This window comes from Bacillus sp. DU-106 (assembly GCF_004799705.1).
In the GTDB taxonomy this organism is placed as follows: Bacteria; Bacillota; Bacilli; order Bacillales; family Bacillaceae_G; genus Bacillus_A; species Bacillus_A cereus.
The window spans coordinates 2,778,729-2,796,555 of record NZ_CP026607.1 but is presented as its reverse complement, the minus strand read 5'-3'; the positions used below and the strand labels follow the sequence as shown (position 1 = coordinate 2,796,555).

The following is a 17,827-nucleotide window of genomic DNA, read 5'->3' as shown; positions in this document are numbered from 1 at the left end:
CGGTCAGATGATCGTTAACAATGAAGAGAGGTAGACGAAAGAAGTCTACAACTAGGGTGGTACCGCGATAAATATCGTCCCTACTGATTGGATCAGTAGGGCTTTTTTGTACAAAAAAGTGGATTTTTAACTAGTAGTTTATGTCTGTGTACGAATTATTAGTTTAAAATAAGAAGAGGTATCGATTCCACTATAAATTTGTATAATTAGTCAGTTCAGAAAATAGAGAATTTTTTATTCTCTTACTATACTTTTAAAACATTAGAGGAGGATTTCCAAATGGCAAATCATGAATTAGATCAATTACGTAAACAGGTAGATGAAATTAATTTACAACTATTACACCTTTTAAACAAACGTGGTGAAATTGTTCAAAAAATTGGAGAGCAAAAGCAAGTACAAGGCACGAAACGCTTTGATCCAGTACGTGAGCGTGAAGTACTTGATATGATCGCAGAGCATAACGAAGGACCATTCGAAACATCAACAGTTCAACATATTTTCAAAACGATTTTCAAAGCAAGCTTAGAGTTACAAGAAGATGATAACCGTAAAGCGTTACTAGTATCACGTAAAAAGAAACAAGAAAATACAATCGTTGATGTAAAAGGTGAATTGATTGGAAACGGAACACAAACGTTCATCATGGGACCTTGTGCAGTAGAAAGTTTAGAACAAGTTCGTCAAGTAGGGCAAGCGATGAAAGACCAAGGCTTAAAATTAATGCGCGGTGGTGCATTCAAACCGAGAACTTCTCCATATGATTTCCAAGGTTTAGGAGTAGAAGGACTTCAAATTTTACGTCAAGTAGCAGACGAGTTTGACTTAGCAATTATTAGTGAAATTTTAAATCCGAACGATGTTGAAATGGCATTAGACTACGTTGATGTAATTCAAGTTGGCGCACGTAACATGCAAAACTTCGATTTATTACGAGCTGTAGGTAAAGTTAACAAACCAGTATTATTAAAACGTGGATTAGCAGCAACAATTGATGAGTTCATTAACGCAGCGGAATACATTATCGCGCAAGGTAACGATCAAATTATTCTTTGTGAGCGCGGTATCCGCACATACGAAAGAGCAACACGTAACACATTAGACATTTCTGCAGTACCAATTTTAAAGAAAGAAACACATTTACCAGTTATCGTTGATGTAACACATTCAACTGGACGCAGAGATTTATTATTACCAACAGCGAAAGCGGCACTTGCAATTGGCGCAGATGCAGTAATGGCTGAAGTTCATCCAGATCCAGCAGTTGCATTATCAGATTCTGCACAACAAATGGACATTCCAGAATTCCATAGATTCATGGATGAGTTAAAAGGTTTCAAAAATAAATTATCTTAATTCCATATCATATATGCGTTGAAGAGGAAACAGTAGTGCTTATCTCACTGTTAAAGAGAGCTGATGGTCGGTGTGAATCAGTACAAAGGTAAGCATGAATTACAGCCTTGGAGCATCTTTCCCGACAACTTTTGGAGGGGAAGACGGTCAAACGATCGTTAAAGAAGAAGAGAGGTAGACGAAAGAAGTCTACAACTAGGGTGGTACCGCGATAAACATCGTCCCTACTGAGCGCTCAGTAGGGACTTTTTTGTACAAAAAAATAGTAAAGGGGCAAGAGAAATGAGATACATTACAGCTGGAGAATCACATGGACCGCAGTTAACAGTTATTTTAGAAGGTGTACCAGCAGGTTTGACACTTACGGCGGAACATATTAATAAAGAATTATTAAGAAGACAAAAAGGTCATGGACGCGGAAGACGTATGCAAATTGAAACAGATACAGTTGAAATTGTAAGTGGTGTTCGTCACGGAATGACACTTGGATCACCGATTACGTTAATTGTAAAAAATGATGATTTCAAACATTGGACGAAAGTAATGGGTGCAGAGCCAATTTCGGAAAAAGAAAGTAAAGACATGAAACGTACAATTACAAAACCACGACCCGGACATGCAGATTTAAATGGAGCAATTAAATATGGTCATCGTGATATAAGAAACGTATTAGAGCGGTCATCTGCAAGAGAAACGACAGTTCGTGTAGCTGCTGGTGCAGTTGCAAAACAAATTTTAAGCGAATTAGGCGTGGAAATTGCAGGACATGTTCTTGAAATTGGTGGAGTAAAAGCAAAACATATTTCAAACTTATCAATTGAAGAAATTCAAACAATTACTGAAAACTCACCAGTTCGATGTTTAGATAAAGAAGTAGAGCAAGAAATGATGAATGCGATTGACAACGCAAAGAGTAGCGGAGATTCAATCGGTGGTATTGTGGAAGTCATTGCAGAAGGTATGCCGATTGGCGTCGGTAGTTACGTCCATTACGATCGTAAATTAGATGCAAAACTTGCTGGTGCAATTATGAGTATAAATGCATTTAAAGGTGCTGAAATCGGCGTAGGTTTTGAAGCGGCACGACAACCAGGAAGCAAAGTGCATGATGAAATTCTGTGGGATGAAGAAAAAGGATACACGAGAAGAACGAATAATGCCGGCGGTTTAGAAGGCGGTATGACAACAGGTATGCCAATTATCGTAAGAGGCGTGATGAAGCCAATTCCTACTTTATACAAACCGTTAGCAAGCGTTGATATTGATACGAAAGAAGCATTCCAAGCGAGTATTGAAAGATCTGATAGTTGCGCAGTACCAGCGGCGGGTGTAGTAGCTGAATCTGTTGTGGCATGGGAACTTGCAGATGCACTAGTCGAACAATTCGGAAAAGATCGTATGGAATTATTAAAACAAAACATTATGCAACACAATAACTACGCAAAAGAATTTTAATAAAAAGGTGGGTTTAACTTGCAAGTAAAAGATCAACTATCATCATTACAACCATATAAACCAGGTAAATCACCAGAACAAATGAAAGAAGTGTACGGAGATCATTCGTTTGTGAAATTAGCATCGAATGAAAATCCATTTGGTTGTTCACCAAGAGTTTTAGAAGAGTTGCAAAACTCTTGGTTGGAACATGCTTTATATCCTGACGGAGGTGCTACAACGCTCCGTCAAACAATTGCAGATAAGTTGCATGTGCAAATGGAACAAGTACTTTGTGGTAGTGGTTTAGATGAAATCATTCAAATAATAAGCCGCGCCGTATTACGAGCGGGAGATAACATTGTAACAGCAGGTGCAACATTCCCGCAGTACCGTCATCATGCCATTATAGAAGGTTGCGAAGTGAAGGAAGTTGCGTTAAATAACGGTGTATACGACTTAGAAGAAATTTCTTCAGTAGTAGATAACGATACAAAAATTGTATGGATTTGTAACCCGAACAATCCAACAGGCACATATGTGAATGACCGAAAATTGACTCAATTCATTGAAGGTATTAGTGAAAATACGTTAATTGTCATTGATGAAGCGTACTATGAATACGTAACAGCAAAAGATTTCCCAGAGACATTACCGCTTTTAGAAAAACATAAAAATATTCTTGTACTTAGAACATTTTCTAAAGCGTACGGATTAGCTTCTTTCCGCGTTGGATATGCGGTTGGACAGGAAGAGTTAATCGAAAAATTAAATGTCGTTCGTTTGCCATTTAACGTATCTTCATTAGCGCAAAAAGCAGCGACGATTGCTTTTGGTGATGACGAGTTTATTGAAGAAATAGTTCGTGTGAATACAGAAGGATTACAACAATACGAGAGCTTTTGTAGGGAAAATGATATTCCATTTTATCCATCGCAAACAAATTTCATCTTCTTGCCAGTTGAGAATGCTGGAGAGATTTATGAAGCTTGTGCACAAGCAGGATTTATTATTCGTCCGTTCCCGAATGGTATCCGTATTACAGTCGGAACAAGAGAGCAAAATGAAGGGGTGATTTCAGTGTTACAACAACACTTTGAAAATAAAAAAAGAAAGTCTCGAGATGAGGAAAATGCGTAAAAAGGTAGTATTAATTGGAACTGGTTTAATCGGAGGCTCTCTCGCATTAGCAATTAAGAAAGAGCACGATGTAACGATAACAGGTTATGATATATTTCAAGAACAAGTAGAGCGTGCAAAAGAATTACATGTAGTAGATGAAATAGCAGTTGATTTACAGCATGCATGTGAAGAGGCACATTTAATTGTTTTTGCTTCTCCAGTTGAAGAAACGAAGAAGCTATTACACAAACTTGCGTCATTCCGTTTACGAGAAGATGTTATAGTGACTGATGTTGGTAGTACAAAAGGCACGATTATGAATGAAGCAGAAACTTTATTTTCAAAGGAAGTATCTTTCATTGGTGGACATCCAATGGCAGGTTCTCATAAAACGGGAGTTGAAAGTGCAAAAGCGCATTTATTTGAAAATGCATTTTACATTTTAACACCGATGCATCATGTGCTAAATGAACATGTGGAAGAGTTAAAAGATTGGTTAAAAGGAACGGGATCACATTTCCTTGTTTTAAATACAGAAGAACATGATTATGTAACAGGGATCGTTAGTCATTTCCCGCACCTTATCGCAGCAGGTTTAGTGAAGCAAGTAGAGAAACATGCAGGAGATAATCCGCTCATTCATCAGCTAGCTGCTGGAGGGTTTAAAGACATTACACGTATCGCATCTAGTAGTCCGAAAATGTGGAGTGATATTGTAAAGCAAAATCGAGAGCATTTAATGGTATTATTAAAAGAGTGGATCTCTGAAATGGAAGATTTATATAAAACAGTTTCTACCGGAGATGCAGGCGAGATTCAAAACTATTTTGCAGATGCGAAAGAATACCGTGATTCTTTACCAGTAAGAAAGAGAGGGGCAATTCCTGCCTATCACGACTTATACGTCGATGTATTAGATAAGGTGGGGGCATTGGCTCATATTACGAGTATTTTAGCGCGCGAGGAAATTAGTATTACGAACTTGCAAATATTAGAAGCGCGTGAAGGACTGCTTGGGGTATTACGTATTAGCTTCCAAAGGGAAGAAGATCGTATGAAAGCAAAACTAGCGCTTGGAGAAGAAGAATACCAAACTTATGAAACAATTTAAATGAGAAGGTGAAAAACGTGAAAGAAAGAACAATACAACCTGTTAATAACGGATTGAATGGCAATATTACAATCCCAGGTGATAAATCCATTTCACACCGTGCTGTTATGTTCGGTTCTATTGCAGAAGGGAAAACAACAATTAAAGGTTTCTTGCCCGGTGCAGACTGTTTAAGTACGATTTCATGTTTTAAAGAAATGGGAGTAGAAATTACGCAAAACGGTGATGAGGTTACTGTAGTTGGTAAAGGATTAGAAGGTTTACAAGAACCGAAAGCTGTATTAGATGTTGGTAATTCTGGTACAACAATCCGATTAATGTCAGGTATATTAGCTAACACACCATTTTTCTCTTGCGTACAAGGTGATGAATCTATCGCAAAAAGACCGATGAAGCGTGTAACAAACCCATTAAAACAAATGGGCGCAAACATAGACGGCCGAGAAGAAGGAACATTTACACCGTTAACAATACGTGGCGGAGATTTAAAAGCAATTGAATATATTTCTCCTGTTGCAAGTGCACAAGTAAAGTCAGCTATTTTACTTGCAGGTCTTCGTGCAGAAGGTGTAACAGCTGTTACAGAACCACATATTTCACGCGACCATACGGAAAGAATGCTCGAAGCATTTGGTGTTAAAGTAACTCGCGAAGGGAAAACAGTGAAGCTGTCAGGTGGACAAAAATTAACAGCAACAGATATTCAAGTGCCCGGTGACGTATCATCAGCAGCATTTTTCTTAGTAGCAGGTGCAATCATCCCAAATAGTAAACTAGTATTACAAAATGTAGGAATGAATCCAACCCGTACAGGTATTATTGATGTTTTAGAAAAAATGGGTGCTACGTTCACTGTAGACCTAATTAACGAAGGGGCATCAGAACCAGCTGCAAATATTACAATCGAAACATCTTCATTAAAAGGAATTGAAATTGGCGGAGATATTATCCCTAGATTAATCGATGAGATTCCTGTAATCGCATTAGCGGCAACGCAAGCAGAAGGAATTACAGTAATTAAAGATGCACACGAATTAAAAGTAAAAGAAACAAACCGTATTGATACAGTAGTTGCTGAGTTAACGAAACTAGGAGCTCGCATAGAAGCAACTGATGACGGTATGATCATTTACGGAAAATCAGCTCTAAAAGGCAATACAGTAAATAGTTATGGTGATCACCGTATCGGAATGATGCTTGCAATTGCTGGCTGCCTAGCAGAAGGAAAAACAATTATTGAAGATGCAGAAGCAGTAGGTGTATCATATCCTACATTCTTTGACGAACTTCAAAAGTTAGCTAAATAAAAAGGGTGGAAAGCAGATACGTGATGTATCTGCTTTTTTGTTAAAACGTCCTTGTAATTTCACTTACCGAACTATAATAGTGAGAATTATGATACAATTCAAAAAGGGAATGGAGGAGAATTATATGAATGTCATACAATTAAAAGAAGATAAATTCAGAGAAGCATTACGTTTATCAGAATACGCTTTTCAATATAAAGTAGATGAGGAACGATTACAGCAGCAACTTACAAAAATGAAGGAAAGTCATGAAATATACGGCATTATGGAAGGTGAGGACTTAGCTGCAAAACTACACCTCATCCCGTTTCATATTTACATAGGTAAAGAAAAATTTAAAATGGGTGGCGTTGCAGGAGTAGCGACGTATCCAGAGTACAGAAGAAGTGGGTATGTAAAAGAGCTACTTCAACATTCACTTCAAACAATGAAAAAAGATGGCTTTACAGTCTCTATGTTACACCCATTTGCTGTTACATTTTACCGTAAATACGGCTGGGAACTTTGTGCGAATCTTCTCGTATGTCATTTGACAAAGAGTGATTTAGTTATGAAAAAACAAGTGAATGGTACTGTGAAACGTTTCAATAAAGAAAATCACCCAGAAGAGGTCGAGAAGCTTTATGAAACATTTGCAGAACATTTTTCTGGTATGCTAGTTCGCAATGAAAAATGGTGGTTACAAGCTGTTTATGAGGATTTAACATTAGCAATTTATTACGATGAAAATAAAAGTGCAGCCGGCTATATGTTATATAAAATAGAAAACTATAAAATGACAGTAGATGAATTTGTTCCACTGCATAATGAAGCACGAAATGGTCTATGGAATTTTATTTGCCAGCATGATTCTATGATTAAAGAGCTTGAAATGACAGTAAGTGAAAACGAACAGTTGTTATATACATTGCAAGAACCACGTGTGAAAACAGAAATAAAACCATATTTTATGGGAAGAATTGTAGATGTAGAGCAGTTCTTAAAACAGTATGAGTTAAACTGGAACAATGTACAACAAGAAGTCATTTTACATATTACAGATTCATTTGCACCGTGGAATAATGTATCGGTGAGACTTGCAAATTATGAAATAGCAATTATAGAAGAACCAATGGATAAAGGGATCAACCTAGATATAAATGCACTATCTACAATACTGCTTGGATACAAACGCCCATTAGAACTAAATGAATTAGAATTAATTAGCGGAAGCGAAGAGGAAATACGGGCATTTGAGAATGTAGTACCAGTGCGCAAGTCGTTTATTTATGATTTCTTTTAATTTGCATATAAGATGGAGTTGTTTCGAACAAAATTTTGGGATAGCTCCATCTCATTGTATTAATTTTTGTCGGTAAGTTGATATATCCTGAAAATCGCTGATATAATTTTATTCACATACAAGAGAATAGAATCGCAACTATACGTTGTCACGCACTTGACTTTTATTCCCTGTAATTTATAATTAAAAACGGAATGAATTTTCATTCCTGAAAATAGAGGTGGAAAAAATGGCTAAAAACAAACAAGAGGATATTTTTGATGCTGCGATGCAACTTTTTGCAGAGCGTGGTTACGATGGTACGACAATTCCAATGATCGCTGAAAAAGCAAATGTCGGTGCGGGTACTATTTATCGCTATTTTGAAAATAAAGAGGCGCTTGTTAACTCATTATTTTCAAAAAGTATGTTACAGCTTTCTGAAATGATAAAAACGGATTTTCCTGTTGAAGCAAATATTCGTGAACAGTTTAGTCATACGTATAACCGTTTATTTGAATTTGCGAGAAACAATGTGGATGCTTTTTTATTTACAAATTCTCACTGTGATAGTTATTTTCTTGATGAGCAGAGTAAGAAAATATTTGACGATTTTATAGGCTTCTTTATGAATATTATTGAAGATGGAATCGCAAAAGGTTTGCTTCGTCCATTGCCTCCAGTTGCTTTAATTATTATTGTATATCAACCGTTAGAAAAATTAACGAAAGTAATTGCAACAGGGCAATTAGAATACTCGAAAGAGTTAGTAAAAGAATTGGAAGAAAGCTCTTGGAACGCTATTAGAATCATTTGATTCTATAGCTTTATAAGGACAGGAATGAATATTCATTCCTAAATAGAATTAAAAAATGAGAGTAGGAGAGGGTATTTGTGCAACTAAAGGAATGAATATTCATTCCGGAAAGACTAGTTTAATAGAGTTTACAAATAATGTAATAGAATAATAGGAATGAATATTCATTCCGTAACTAACGTAAATTTTAATCGCGGGAGATGATGCAAATGAGCAAGCTGAAAAATTGGAGAAGTTTATCTTTTCTATTATGGATAGTTATTACCATTACAATGATCGTAACGATGCCTAATATGGATAAATTAGTGAAAGAAAAAGGGCACATTACGATTCCTAATACAGAACAAAGTAGTATTGCTGACAAAATGATAAAAGAAATGGATAAAGACGGGACAGAAAAGTATGACATTATAGTTGTTTTTAATAGTGACAGTAAAACAGCTTTAACGACTGAGCAAAAAGAGGAAATAATAAAAACAATCAACGCTTTGCAAAATGAAAAAGAACAATTAGGAATTAAAGAAGTTGTTTCACATTTAGATAATAAAGAATTAGAGAAACAATTAGTTTCTAAAGATAATACGACTATTTTAACGCAAATATCGATAGATAAAAAGCATGGTGAAATATCGAAAGTTACAAATAACCTTCATAATAAAGTGAAAACGAAAGGGGTAACAACGTACTTAACAGGAAGTGATTTAATAGCAGGAGATTTCCTTACATCTTCTCAAGAAGGAGTGAAAAAGACTGAAGTTATTTCAATCATTTTCATTCTTGTAATATTAATCATTGTATTCCGTTCACCTATTGTTCCAATTGTTTCTCTTCTTACTGTTGGGGTATCATATTTAGTTTCAATGGGGATTATTGCTCATTTAGTAGATCAATTTAATTTTCCATTTTCTAACTTTACACAAGTGTTTGTTGTTGTTGTCCTGTTTGGGGTTGGAACAGACTATAACATTTTATTATTTACGAGATTTAAAGAAGAATTAAGTAAACAAGAAAACGCATTTTTGGCTACGAAAGAAACATTTAAATCGGCAGGGAAAACCGTTTTATATAGCGGGATAGCAGTACTAATTGGTTTTGCATCTCTTGCTTTAGCGAGTTTTAAACTATATCAATCTACTTCAGCGGTAGCAATTGGTGTCGCAGTTTTATTACTAGTATTAACTACGTTAAATCCGTTTTTTATGGTGCTTTTAGGAAAAGGGATGTTTTATCCCGTTAAAACATTTAAAGGTCATGAAGACAGTCGTCTATGGGGATTCTTTGCGAAAAACTCAGTAGTGAGACCATTTGTAGCTTTAATTATTGTATTCGTGATATCAATTCCTTTCATATTAAAGTATTCTAATACACTTAATTACAACGATTTATTTGAAGTAGACAATAAATATGAGTCGAAAATGGGGATTAACGTAATAGAAGAACATTTTCCACCTGGTTTTTCTTCACCAAGTACGTTAGTCATTCAATCGAATAACAAGTTAGATGAGGCGAGTTCGCTTCAAACTTTAGATGAACTAACTGATAAGATTTTGAAAGTAAAAGGTGTTTCAGAAGTATATTCACCGACACGTCCAACTGGTGATAGGATTAAAGAACTATATATAAATAAACAAGCGGGTGAACTAAATACAGGTTTAGGAGATGCCAATGGTGGTATAAAGGAAATTAATGATGGATTAACTACTGCGAAAGATAAGATGGGTAATAAGGACTCAAATAGTCTTGCGAACGTTCAAAAGTTAATTGATGGAACAAATGAAGCGAAAAGTGGTGTATCAGCATTAGGAACAGCTTTAAATCAATTATCCAATGGCATAAATGACGGAGCACAAGGTGCGCAGCAAATTGAGAGTGGGTTAACTTCAGTAAATGAAAATATAAGTGTATTATCTCAAGCAACTTCACAACTTCATGCTGGCTATACACAGTTAGAAAAAGGTTTAAGTTCTTACGATCAATACTTCGGAAGTATTTCTCAAGCGATTGACGGTGCGAAGAAAGGTTATGAACAAATTGAAATGTTAATGAACAATTTCATTCAAACGAAACCAGAATTAGCAAATGATCCTAACATTCTGCAGACGATAGGAATTGCTAAAGAGGCTCAAAAGCAATTAGGTGGGCTTTCAAATGAATTAAATAAATTGAAAGCGCAGCATAATGCGGCGATGGGATCATTTAAAGAAGCGAATCAATCGTTATTGAAAGTGGATAATGGCTTAAAAGAAATGAACAATGGAGTTACTAAGTTACAAAAAGGAGCAGCTGATCTTAAAAATGGATTAAATGAAGGTGCTTCAGGTTCAAAACAAATTGCGAACAAGTCATCTGAGTTACAAACCGGATTAACGAAAATAAACGATGGGCAAGGTCAGCTATTAACCGGACTGAAAGACTTGCAAGAACAGATGGGTCAATTACAATCCGGACTAACTAAAAGTACAGAAGGCCTTGAAAAGGTAAGTAATGGCCTAGGGGATGCTCAGAAATATTTAGGAGAACTGAACGAATCAAAAAGCTCTGAGAAATTCTATATTCCAAAAGAAGTTTTGGAGGGAGAAGATTTCCAAAAAGCTTTGAATACGTACATGTCACATGATAGAAAGACTGCTAAAATGACAATCATTTTAGATGTAAATCCGTATTCAAAAGAAGCGATGCCAATTATTCAAGAAATCAATAACACAATAGATGGTACTTTGAAGGGGTCGGAATTAAATCATGCGAAAACAGCAATCGGAGGAACGACAGCTAGAAACGTTGATTTAAAAGAAGTAACTGGGCAAGATTTCTTACGTACAGCTACAATTATGTTAATTGGAATCGCGATTGTATTAATTGTGATTACACGTTCATTATTAAACACCATCTTTATTATTGGATCGTTACTAATAGCTTACTTTGCATCATTAGGGATAAGTGAACAAATTAGTACGCATATTTTACATGTAGATTCATTAAGCTGGAATGTTCCATTCTTTAGTTTCATAATGATTGTCGCTTTAGGAGTGGATTATAGTATTTTTGTAATGATGAGATACAATGAGTTAGAAGGGGACCCAGCGACGAAAATTGTAACTGCTTCTCGTCATATCGGAGGAGTCGTATTATCAGCGGCACTTATTTTAGGTGGTACATTTGCTGCATTAATCCCTTCAGGTGTATTAACGCTTATACAAGTAGCATCCGTAGTTGGCGTTGCACTTCTTCTATTAGCTTTAATTGTGATGCCGATATTATTACCGGCGTTAATAGGGTTAACGAGTAAAATGAAGAGTTACAAAGAGAAAATAAGAAATAAGAAGAGACTGTAGGGAATGATTTCTCTACAGTTTTTTCGGTATATAATATTTCAGATGAAAATGAATCCGATGTATGACAGAATGAGCAGTGAAAGGTTATATGAGAAAGAGGTCGATGATATACATACAATAGCTAGGGGAATGGACAAAAACTATCCGATTTCATTGTAGAAAGGTAATCAACCGTTGCTATTCATCCAGCTTCTACTATATAATAGCTATAGTCTACAATAATTGAGTCGTAATATGCGATTTTTTAAGACAATCGGTGAGAAAACGCTGAAATAAGCGGTATTAGTAGGAGGACACAAATGATTACAGTAAGTAACGTTAGTTTGCGTTTCGCGGATCGCAAATTATTTGAAGATGTTAACATAAAATTCACGCCAGGTAACTGCTACGGTTTAATCGGAGCAAACGGTGCTGGTAAATCTACATTTCTAAAGATTTTATCTGGGGAAATTGAACCATCAACAGGTGACATACATATTACGCCAGGTGAGCGTCTAGCAGTATTAAAACAGAACCATTTCGAATATGAAGAGTTCCCAGTATTAGAAACAGTAATTATGGGTCACACGCAACTTTACAAAGTAATGCAAGAGAAAAATGCTATTTACATGAAAGAAGACTTTAGTGATGAAGATGGAATGCGCGCTGCTGAACTTGAAGGTGAGTTCGCTGAGCTTAACGGTTGGGAAGCTGAGTCAGAAGCTGCAATTCTTCTTAAAGGTTTAGGTATTGGTGAAGATCTTCATGATAAGAAATTGTCAGAATTAACTGGGGCAGAGAAAGTAAAAGTATTACTTGCTCAAGCTTTATTCGGTCAACCTGACATTCTATTATTAGATGAGCCTACCAACCACTTGGACTTAAAAGCGATTCAATGGTTAGAAAACTTCTTAATGAACTTTGAAAACACAGTTATCGTAGTATCCCATGACCGTCACTTCTTAAATAAAGTATGTACGCACATGGCTGACCTTGATTTCGGTAAAATTCAACTTTATGTTGGTAACTATGACTTCTGGTATGAGTCAAGCCAATTAGCTTTAAAATTAACACAAGATGCTAATAAGAAAAAAGAAGAGAAAGTAAAAGAGTTACAAAACTTCATTGCACGCTTTAGTTCAAACGCTTCTAAAGCGAAACAAGCAACTTCTCGTAAAAAATTATTAGACAAAATTACATTAGATGATATTAGACCGTCATCACGTCGTTACCCATTCGTTGGCTTCACACCTGAGCGTGAAGTAGGAAATGACTTATTAACTGTTGAAGGTCTTTCTAAAACAATTGATGGTGAAAAAGTGTTAGATAATGTGTACTTCACTTTAAATAAAGGTGATAAAGTTGCATTTATCGGCCGTAACGATATTGCGATGACAACATTATTTAAAATTCTTATGGGTGAAATGGAGCCGGATAGCGGTTCATTCAAATGGGGTGTTACAACCTCTCAATCTTACTTCCCAAGAGATAACTCTAAGTACTTTGAGAACAGTGATTACAACTTAGTTGAATGGTTACGTCAATTCTCTCCACAAGATGAGTCTGAAAGCTTCTTACGTGGTTTCTTAGGCCGTATGTTATTCTCAGGTGAAGAAGTTAAGAAGAACGTTTCTGTATTATCTGGAGGCGAAAAAGTTCGTTGTATGTTATCTAAAATGATGTTAAGTGGTGCGAACGTAATCACACTTGACGATCCAACGAACCACTTAGACCTTGAGTCAATCACAGCATTAAATAACGGTTTAATTGCATTCAAAGGTACAATCTTATTCACATCTCATGACCATCAGTTCGTGCAAACAATTGCAAACCGCATTATCGAAGTAACACCAAACGGTGTAATCGATAAAGAGGCTACTTATGATGAGTTCTTAGAAAATGAGGAACTTCAAAAACAAGTAGATGCAATGTACAAAGGTCAATAATATATAATGAAAAAACTCGCTCTTTTTAGAGCGAGTTTTTTTGTCGAGAAAACGTAACATCGCTGGTCGGTCAAATGAATAATTATTCAAATATAATATTAATGAACAGGAGAATTTTTTCATGTATGAAGGGATGTAATGACTTTAAGATTTAAAGAGTTAGTTGAAGAAGGGAAATGTAAGTAGAGTAATATAATCAAATCGTATTATTTTGTCATGTGAAATATGTACCAAATTTGGAGATAGAATAGTTTGCGAATGAGTTTATAAAGGTATATAGTATGGGTTGTCATAATTAGTGGATGAATCTTGGGAGAAAACAGGAAATGTTACAAATTTATTTTGTTAAATAGAAACCAAGGTCAAAATGTCTAGAAAGAAATAGTTGAATAAATACTAGCTTCAAATTATAATTACTAATATTCTTCATATAGTTAAATAAAGATAATCTATTTGAAGAAGAAAATTTGAATAGAGAGACAGACTTATAAAAAAATAAGCCTTGGATGATCAAAAGAGGTGGAGAAATGAAACAGTTCTTATTAAAGAGCAAAAGCGTGTTAAGCAATCATTTTGGATTCTTTCTGTTTGCCGTTATTTTATTGTGGCTCAAAACATATGCAGCTTATGTAACGGAATTCAATTTAGGAATTTCAAACACAATTCAAAAATTCTTGCTGTTTTTTAACCCGCTTAGTTCAGCAGTTCTATTTTTAGGACTTGCATTATTTGCAAAAGGGAAACGATCTTATATTTGGTTAATTATCATTAATTTGTTATTGTCGATTCTTTTATACGCAAACGTAGTATACTATCGCTTTTTCAGTGACTTTATTACGTTCCCGACATTAACACAAACGAATAACTTTGGAGATTTAGGTGGTAGTATTCTTGCGTTGCTACATCTTTATGATCCATTATACTTCTTAGACACGATTATATTAATTGTGTTAGTCGCAACAAAATTTGCAAATCCAAAACCAATTCGTGTTGCGAAGCATAAATTATCTCTAGTATTTGTAGCAGGTATTTTATTATTCAGTGTTAACTTAGGTCTTGCAGAGTCTGACCGTCCTGAATTATTAACAAGAACGTTTGACCGTAATTATATTGTGAAATATTTAGGTGCATACAACTACACAATTTATGATGGAATTCAAAGTGCGAAAGCATCGACAGAACGAGCATTAGCTGATGGCGATAATATGACAGAAGTACGAAATTATTTAACATCAACTTATGCAAGTCCAAATCCTGAGTATTTCGGTAAAGGAAAGGGAATGAACGTAATTTACATTCATTTAGAGTCATTCCAAAACTTCTTAATTGATTACAAATTAAATGGTCAAGAAGTTACACCGTTCTTAAACTCATTTACAAAAGATGCGAATACACTTTATTTTGATAACTTCTTCCATCAAACAGGACAAGGGAAAACATCTGATGCGGAGTTTATGTTAGAGAATTCAATGTTTGGTTTACCGCAAGGTTCTGTCTTTACAACGAAATCTCATAATACGTATCAATCAGCACCAGCTATTTTAGGACAACAAGGATACACATCAGCAGTATTCCACGGTAACTACAAAACATTTTGGAACCGTGACGATATTTATAAATCATTTGGTTTTAATAAATTCTTTGATGCGTCATACTACGATATGAATGAAAAAGACGTAGTAAACTACGGGTTAAAAGATAAACCGTTCTTTAATGAATCTATTCCGTTATTACAAACGTTGAAACAACCGTTCTATACGAAGTTTATTACGTTATCGAACCATTTCCCTTATCCAATCGATAAGGCAGAAGCAACGATTGAACCAGCAACAACAGGTGATTCATCAGTAGATACGTACTTCCAAACAGCACGCTATTTAGATGAATCTGTAAAAGGCTTCATCGATTACTTGAAACAATCTGGTTTATATGATAACTCAATTATTGTTATGTACGGAGACCATTACGGTATTTCAGATAATCATAACGCAGCAATGTCAAAAGTAATGGGTAAAGAAATGAACTCATTTGAAAATGCACAGTTACAACGTGTACCATTAATCGTTCGTGTACCAGGAGTGAAAGGTGGCGTACAACATCAATACGGTGGTGAAATTGACGTTCTTCCAACGCTATTACACTTACTAGGTACAGATACAAAGAATTATGTTCAATTCGGTTCTGATTTATTATCACCAGATCATAAACAAGTCGTTGCGTTCCGTAACGGTAACTACGTAAGCCCAACAGTTACTGCACTAAACGGCAAATACTATGATACAACTACTGGAAAACCTGTAGAATTTACAGATGAAATAAAGAAAAATGAACAAATGGTTCAAAACTCACTAAAATACTCTGACCAAGTCGTGAATGGTGACTTATTACGATTCTACACACCGGAAGGATTCACTCCAGTAGATCGTTCGAAGTATAACTATAACAACCGCGATAAAAACAAAACGAAGGTAAAAACGACTCCGGAAGGGGAAGCTAAATAAATAATAAAAGGCGCTATTCATATGAATAGCGCCTTTTATTTGTAAATATACCATCATTATGAGACAGAACCAGCTGTTGCTTTTTGTTTAGCCTTTCCGAAGAAAACTACGCCGATGATGATAATAATGATAAATGCCCATTTAACCAAAGGGTTACTTTCGAAAAATCCAGCGAACCATTTCTCATCTACAATCATTTTCGCGGCAGTATAAGCTAAAACGGCTGCTCCAATCGTAATGATGACAGGAAAACGATCTACCCATTTTAAAATCAATGTACTGCCCCATACGACTACTGGAATAGACACTAATAATCCGATGATTACTAAAGAAAAGTTACCATGGGCAGCTCCTGCAACAGCGAGTACATTATCGATGCCCATTAACGCATCAGCAATAATAATGGTTTTAATAGCAGACCAAAATCCTTCTTCGGCCTTAATATCATGATCTTTGCCTTCAGCAATTAATTTATAAGCAATCCATATAAGGAGTACACCACCAATTAGAAGTAGCCCTGGTATTTTTAACAACCAAACAACAACTAAGGTAGCGAGGGCTCTAATCGCGATTGCCCCGATAGTTCCCCATATAATAACTTTCTTTTGCTGATCTTTCGGTAATCTTCTTGCTGCTAATCCAATTACAATGGCATTATCACCGGCTAACACTAAATCAATTACAATGATGGCAAGTAGGGCGGACAAATATTCGGCTGAAAGAAAATCCATATACACATCACTCCTTAAGAGTAATATGTGCTAAAGTGTTGATAATATAAAAAATAGGATTGAATTTGTATATTCAATCCATAATTTCTTACTGTATTTTGATATATGTTTTAATTTCGTATAAGTCGCTTTTGTATTCTTTTTTGTTTATCGTTTCGCTTTCTTAATTTTCGATTCATCTTTTTAATGCGGTTTTCTTTTCTATTATCCCAGTTATCACTTCGAATTTTACTAATAGACTTATCTGTCTTAGCACGAAAACGTCTTACTTTTTTCACGAAGGAAAGGGGTGTTTTGCCGATAACACCTTGTTTTTCTAACGAATCCTCTTTACCTAGACACCAATCAGGATGAGATAATAAATAGTCGAAATCAAATATTATCCCGTATTCTTTATCCATATATGTATACCATTCATCTAAAGTACACTTATTTTTTGTATGTAAATATGTTGATCCATCAGTCATAGCACAGCACCAATAGTCAAAATAGCTCCATAGTACCCATTCTTTCGGTACATCTAGTGTTAAAATTACCATTTTTGAATTTGTTCTACCCCAAGCTTTATGATTTCGATTTGGGTAATTATTTGCTTCCCAGACCCAAATAGGATAGTTACCTTCGTAATGATGCAATCTTGTTTTAGCGACGCGCACCATCCAGTCATATGAATATACATCGTCTGGATCGATGAATTCTTTATTACCTTCTAAATAACCAAGTTTCTTAAATTGTTTCCATGCTTCTTCAGTTTGTACTGTATATACGATCATATGGCACCTACTTATTTAAACTAAATTATAGTATAACATGTGATTTTGAATTTTTATTGATATTAGAGAAGGGGGAGTTTGAGTCGAATATACGAGGAGTAATTCCCAAAATGATAAAAAGACTTGATTCCCAGCTAAAGGAAATCAAGTCTTTTCA

Annotated in this window: 12 protein-coding genes and 2 other annotated features (1 of these 14 running past the window's edge); of the genes, 10 read left to right on the top strand and 2 right to left on the bottom strand. The window is 35.4% G+C overall.

Annotated elements, in window-relative coordinates:
• Positions 1 to 85, top strand: a binding site (T-box leader) (it extends 151 nt beyond the left edge of the window).
• A 194-nt stretch (positions 86 to 279) separates the two neighbouring features.
• From C3Y97_RS14320 to ltaS, 10 genes are all read left to right on the top strand, one after another.
• Positions 280 to 1,356 (top strand): bifunctional 3-deoxy-7-phosphoheptulonate synthase/chorismate mutase, encoded by a 1,077-nt coding sequence (locus tag C3Y97_RS14320; protein WP_001273575.1) that lies wholly within the window; start codon positions 280 to 282, stop codon positions 1,354 to 1,356.
• A gap of 9 nt (positions 1,357 to 1,365) precedes the next feature.
• Positions 1,366 to 1,585 (top strand) — a binding site (T-box leader).
• A 53-nt stretch (positions 1,586 to 1,638) separates the two neighbouring features.
• Complete coding sequence (gene aroC, locus C3Y97_RS14315) at positions 1,639 to 2,811, top strand: chorismate synthase (protein ID WP_001269425.1); 1,173 nt, start codon at positions 1,639 to 1,641, stop codon at positions 2,809 to 2,811.
• An 18-nt stretch (positions 2,812 to 2,829) separates the two neighbouring features.
• Positions 2,830 to 3,930, top strand: a complete 1,101-nt coding sequence (hisC, locus tag C3Y97_RS14310) for a histidinol-phosphate transaminase (protein ID WP_136363470.1) — start codon at positions 2,830 to 2,832, stop codon at positions 3,928 to 3,930.
• A complete protein-coding gene (gene tyrA / locus C3Y97_RS14305) occupies positions 3,923 to 5,023 on the top strand; it encodes a prephenate dehydrogenase (RefSeq protein WP_001228136.1) in 1,101 nt (366 codons plus the stop codon). The genes hisC and tyrA overlap by 8 nt, the downstream gene beginning before the upstream one ends.
• 17 nt (positions 5,024 to 5,040) lie before the next feature.
• On the top strand, positions 5,041 to 6,330 hold the full coding sequence (gene aroA, locus C3Y97_RS14300) for a 3-phosphoshikimate 1-carboxyvinyltransferase (protein WP_000664630.1): 1,290 nt from the start codon (positions 5,041 to 5,043) through the stop codon (positions 6,328 to 6,330).
• Between the two features lie 124 nt (positions 6,331 to 6,454).
• Positions 6,455 to 7,612: a GNAT family N-acetyltransferase gene (locus tag C3Y97_RS14295; RefSeq protein WP_136363469.1), complete on the top strand. Its 1,158-nt coding sequence runs from the start codon at positions 6,455 to 6,457 to the stop codon at positions 7,610 to 7,612.
• Between the two features lie 229 nt (positions 7,613 to 7,841).
• Positions 7,842 to 8,408 (top strand): TetR/AcrR family transcriptional regulator, encoded by a 567-nt coding sequence (locus tag C3Y97_RS14290; protein ID WP_001107309.1) that lies wholly within the window; start codon positions 7,842 to 7,844, stop codon positions 8,406 to 8,408.
• A gap of 209 nt (positions 8,409 to 8,617) precedes the next feature.
• A complete protein-coding gene (locus C3Y97_RS14285; RefSeq protein ID WP_136363468.1) occupies positions 8,618 to 11,740 on the top strand; it encodes an MMPL family transporter in 3,123 nt (1,040 codons plus the stop codon).
• A gap of 299 nt (positions 11,741 to 12,039) precedes the next feature.
• On the top strand, positions 12,040 to 13,665 hold the full coding sequence (locus C3Y97_RS14280) for an ABC-F family ATP-binding cassette domain-containing protein (protein ID WP_000633864.1): 1,626 nt from the start codon (positions 12,040 to 12,042) through the stop codon (positions 13,663 to 13,665).
• A gap of 527 nt (positions 13,666 to 14,192) precedes the next feature.
• On the top strand, positions 14,193 to 16,166 hold the full coding sequence (gene ltaS, locus C3Y97_RS14275; RefSeq protein WP_000808770.1) for a lipoteichoic acid synthase: 1,974 nt from the start codon (positions 14,193 to 14,195) through the stop codon (positions 16,164 to 16,166).
• A gap of 56 nt (positions 16,167 to 16,222) precedes the next feature.
• Here the strand turns inward: ltaS and C3Y97_RS14270 are convergent, their stop codons facing one another.
• The gene (locus tag C3Y97_RS14270) at positions 16,223 to 16,897 is read right to left on the bottom strand and encodes a TerC family protein (RefSeq protein WP_000346932.1); all 675 of its coding nucleotides are present in this window, start codon (positions 16,895 to 16,897) and stop codon (positions 16,223 to 16,225) included.
• A 110-nt stretch (positions 16,898 to 17,007) separates the two neighbouring features.
• Complete coding sequence (locus C3Y97_RS14265) at positions 17,008 to 17,670, bottom strand: DUF3841 domain-containing protein (protein WP_000637701.1); 663 nt, start codon at positions 17,668 to 17,670, stop codon at positions 17,008 to 17,010.
• Between the last annotated feature and the right edge of the window lie 157 nt (positions 17,671 to 17,827).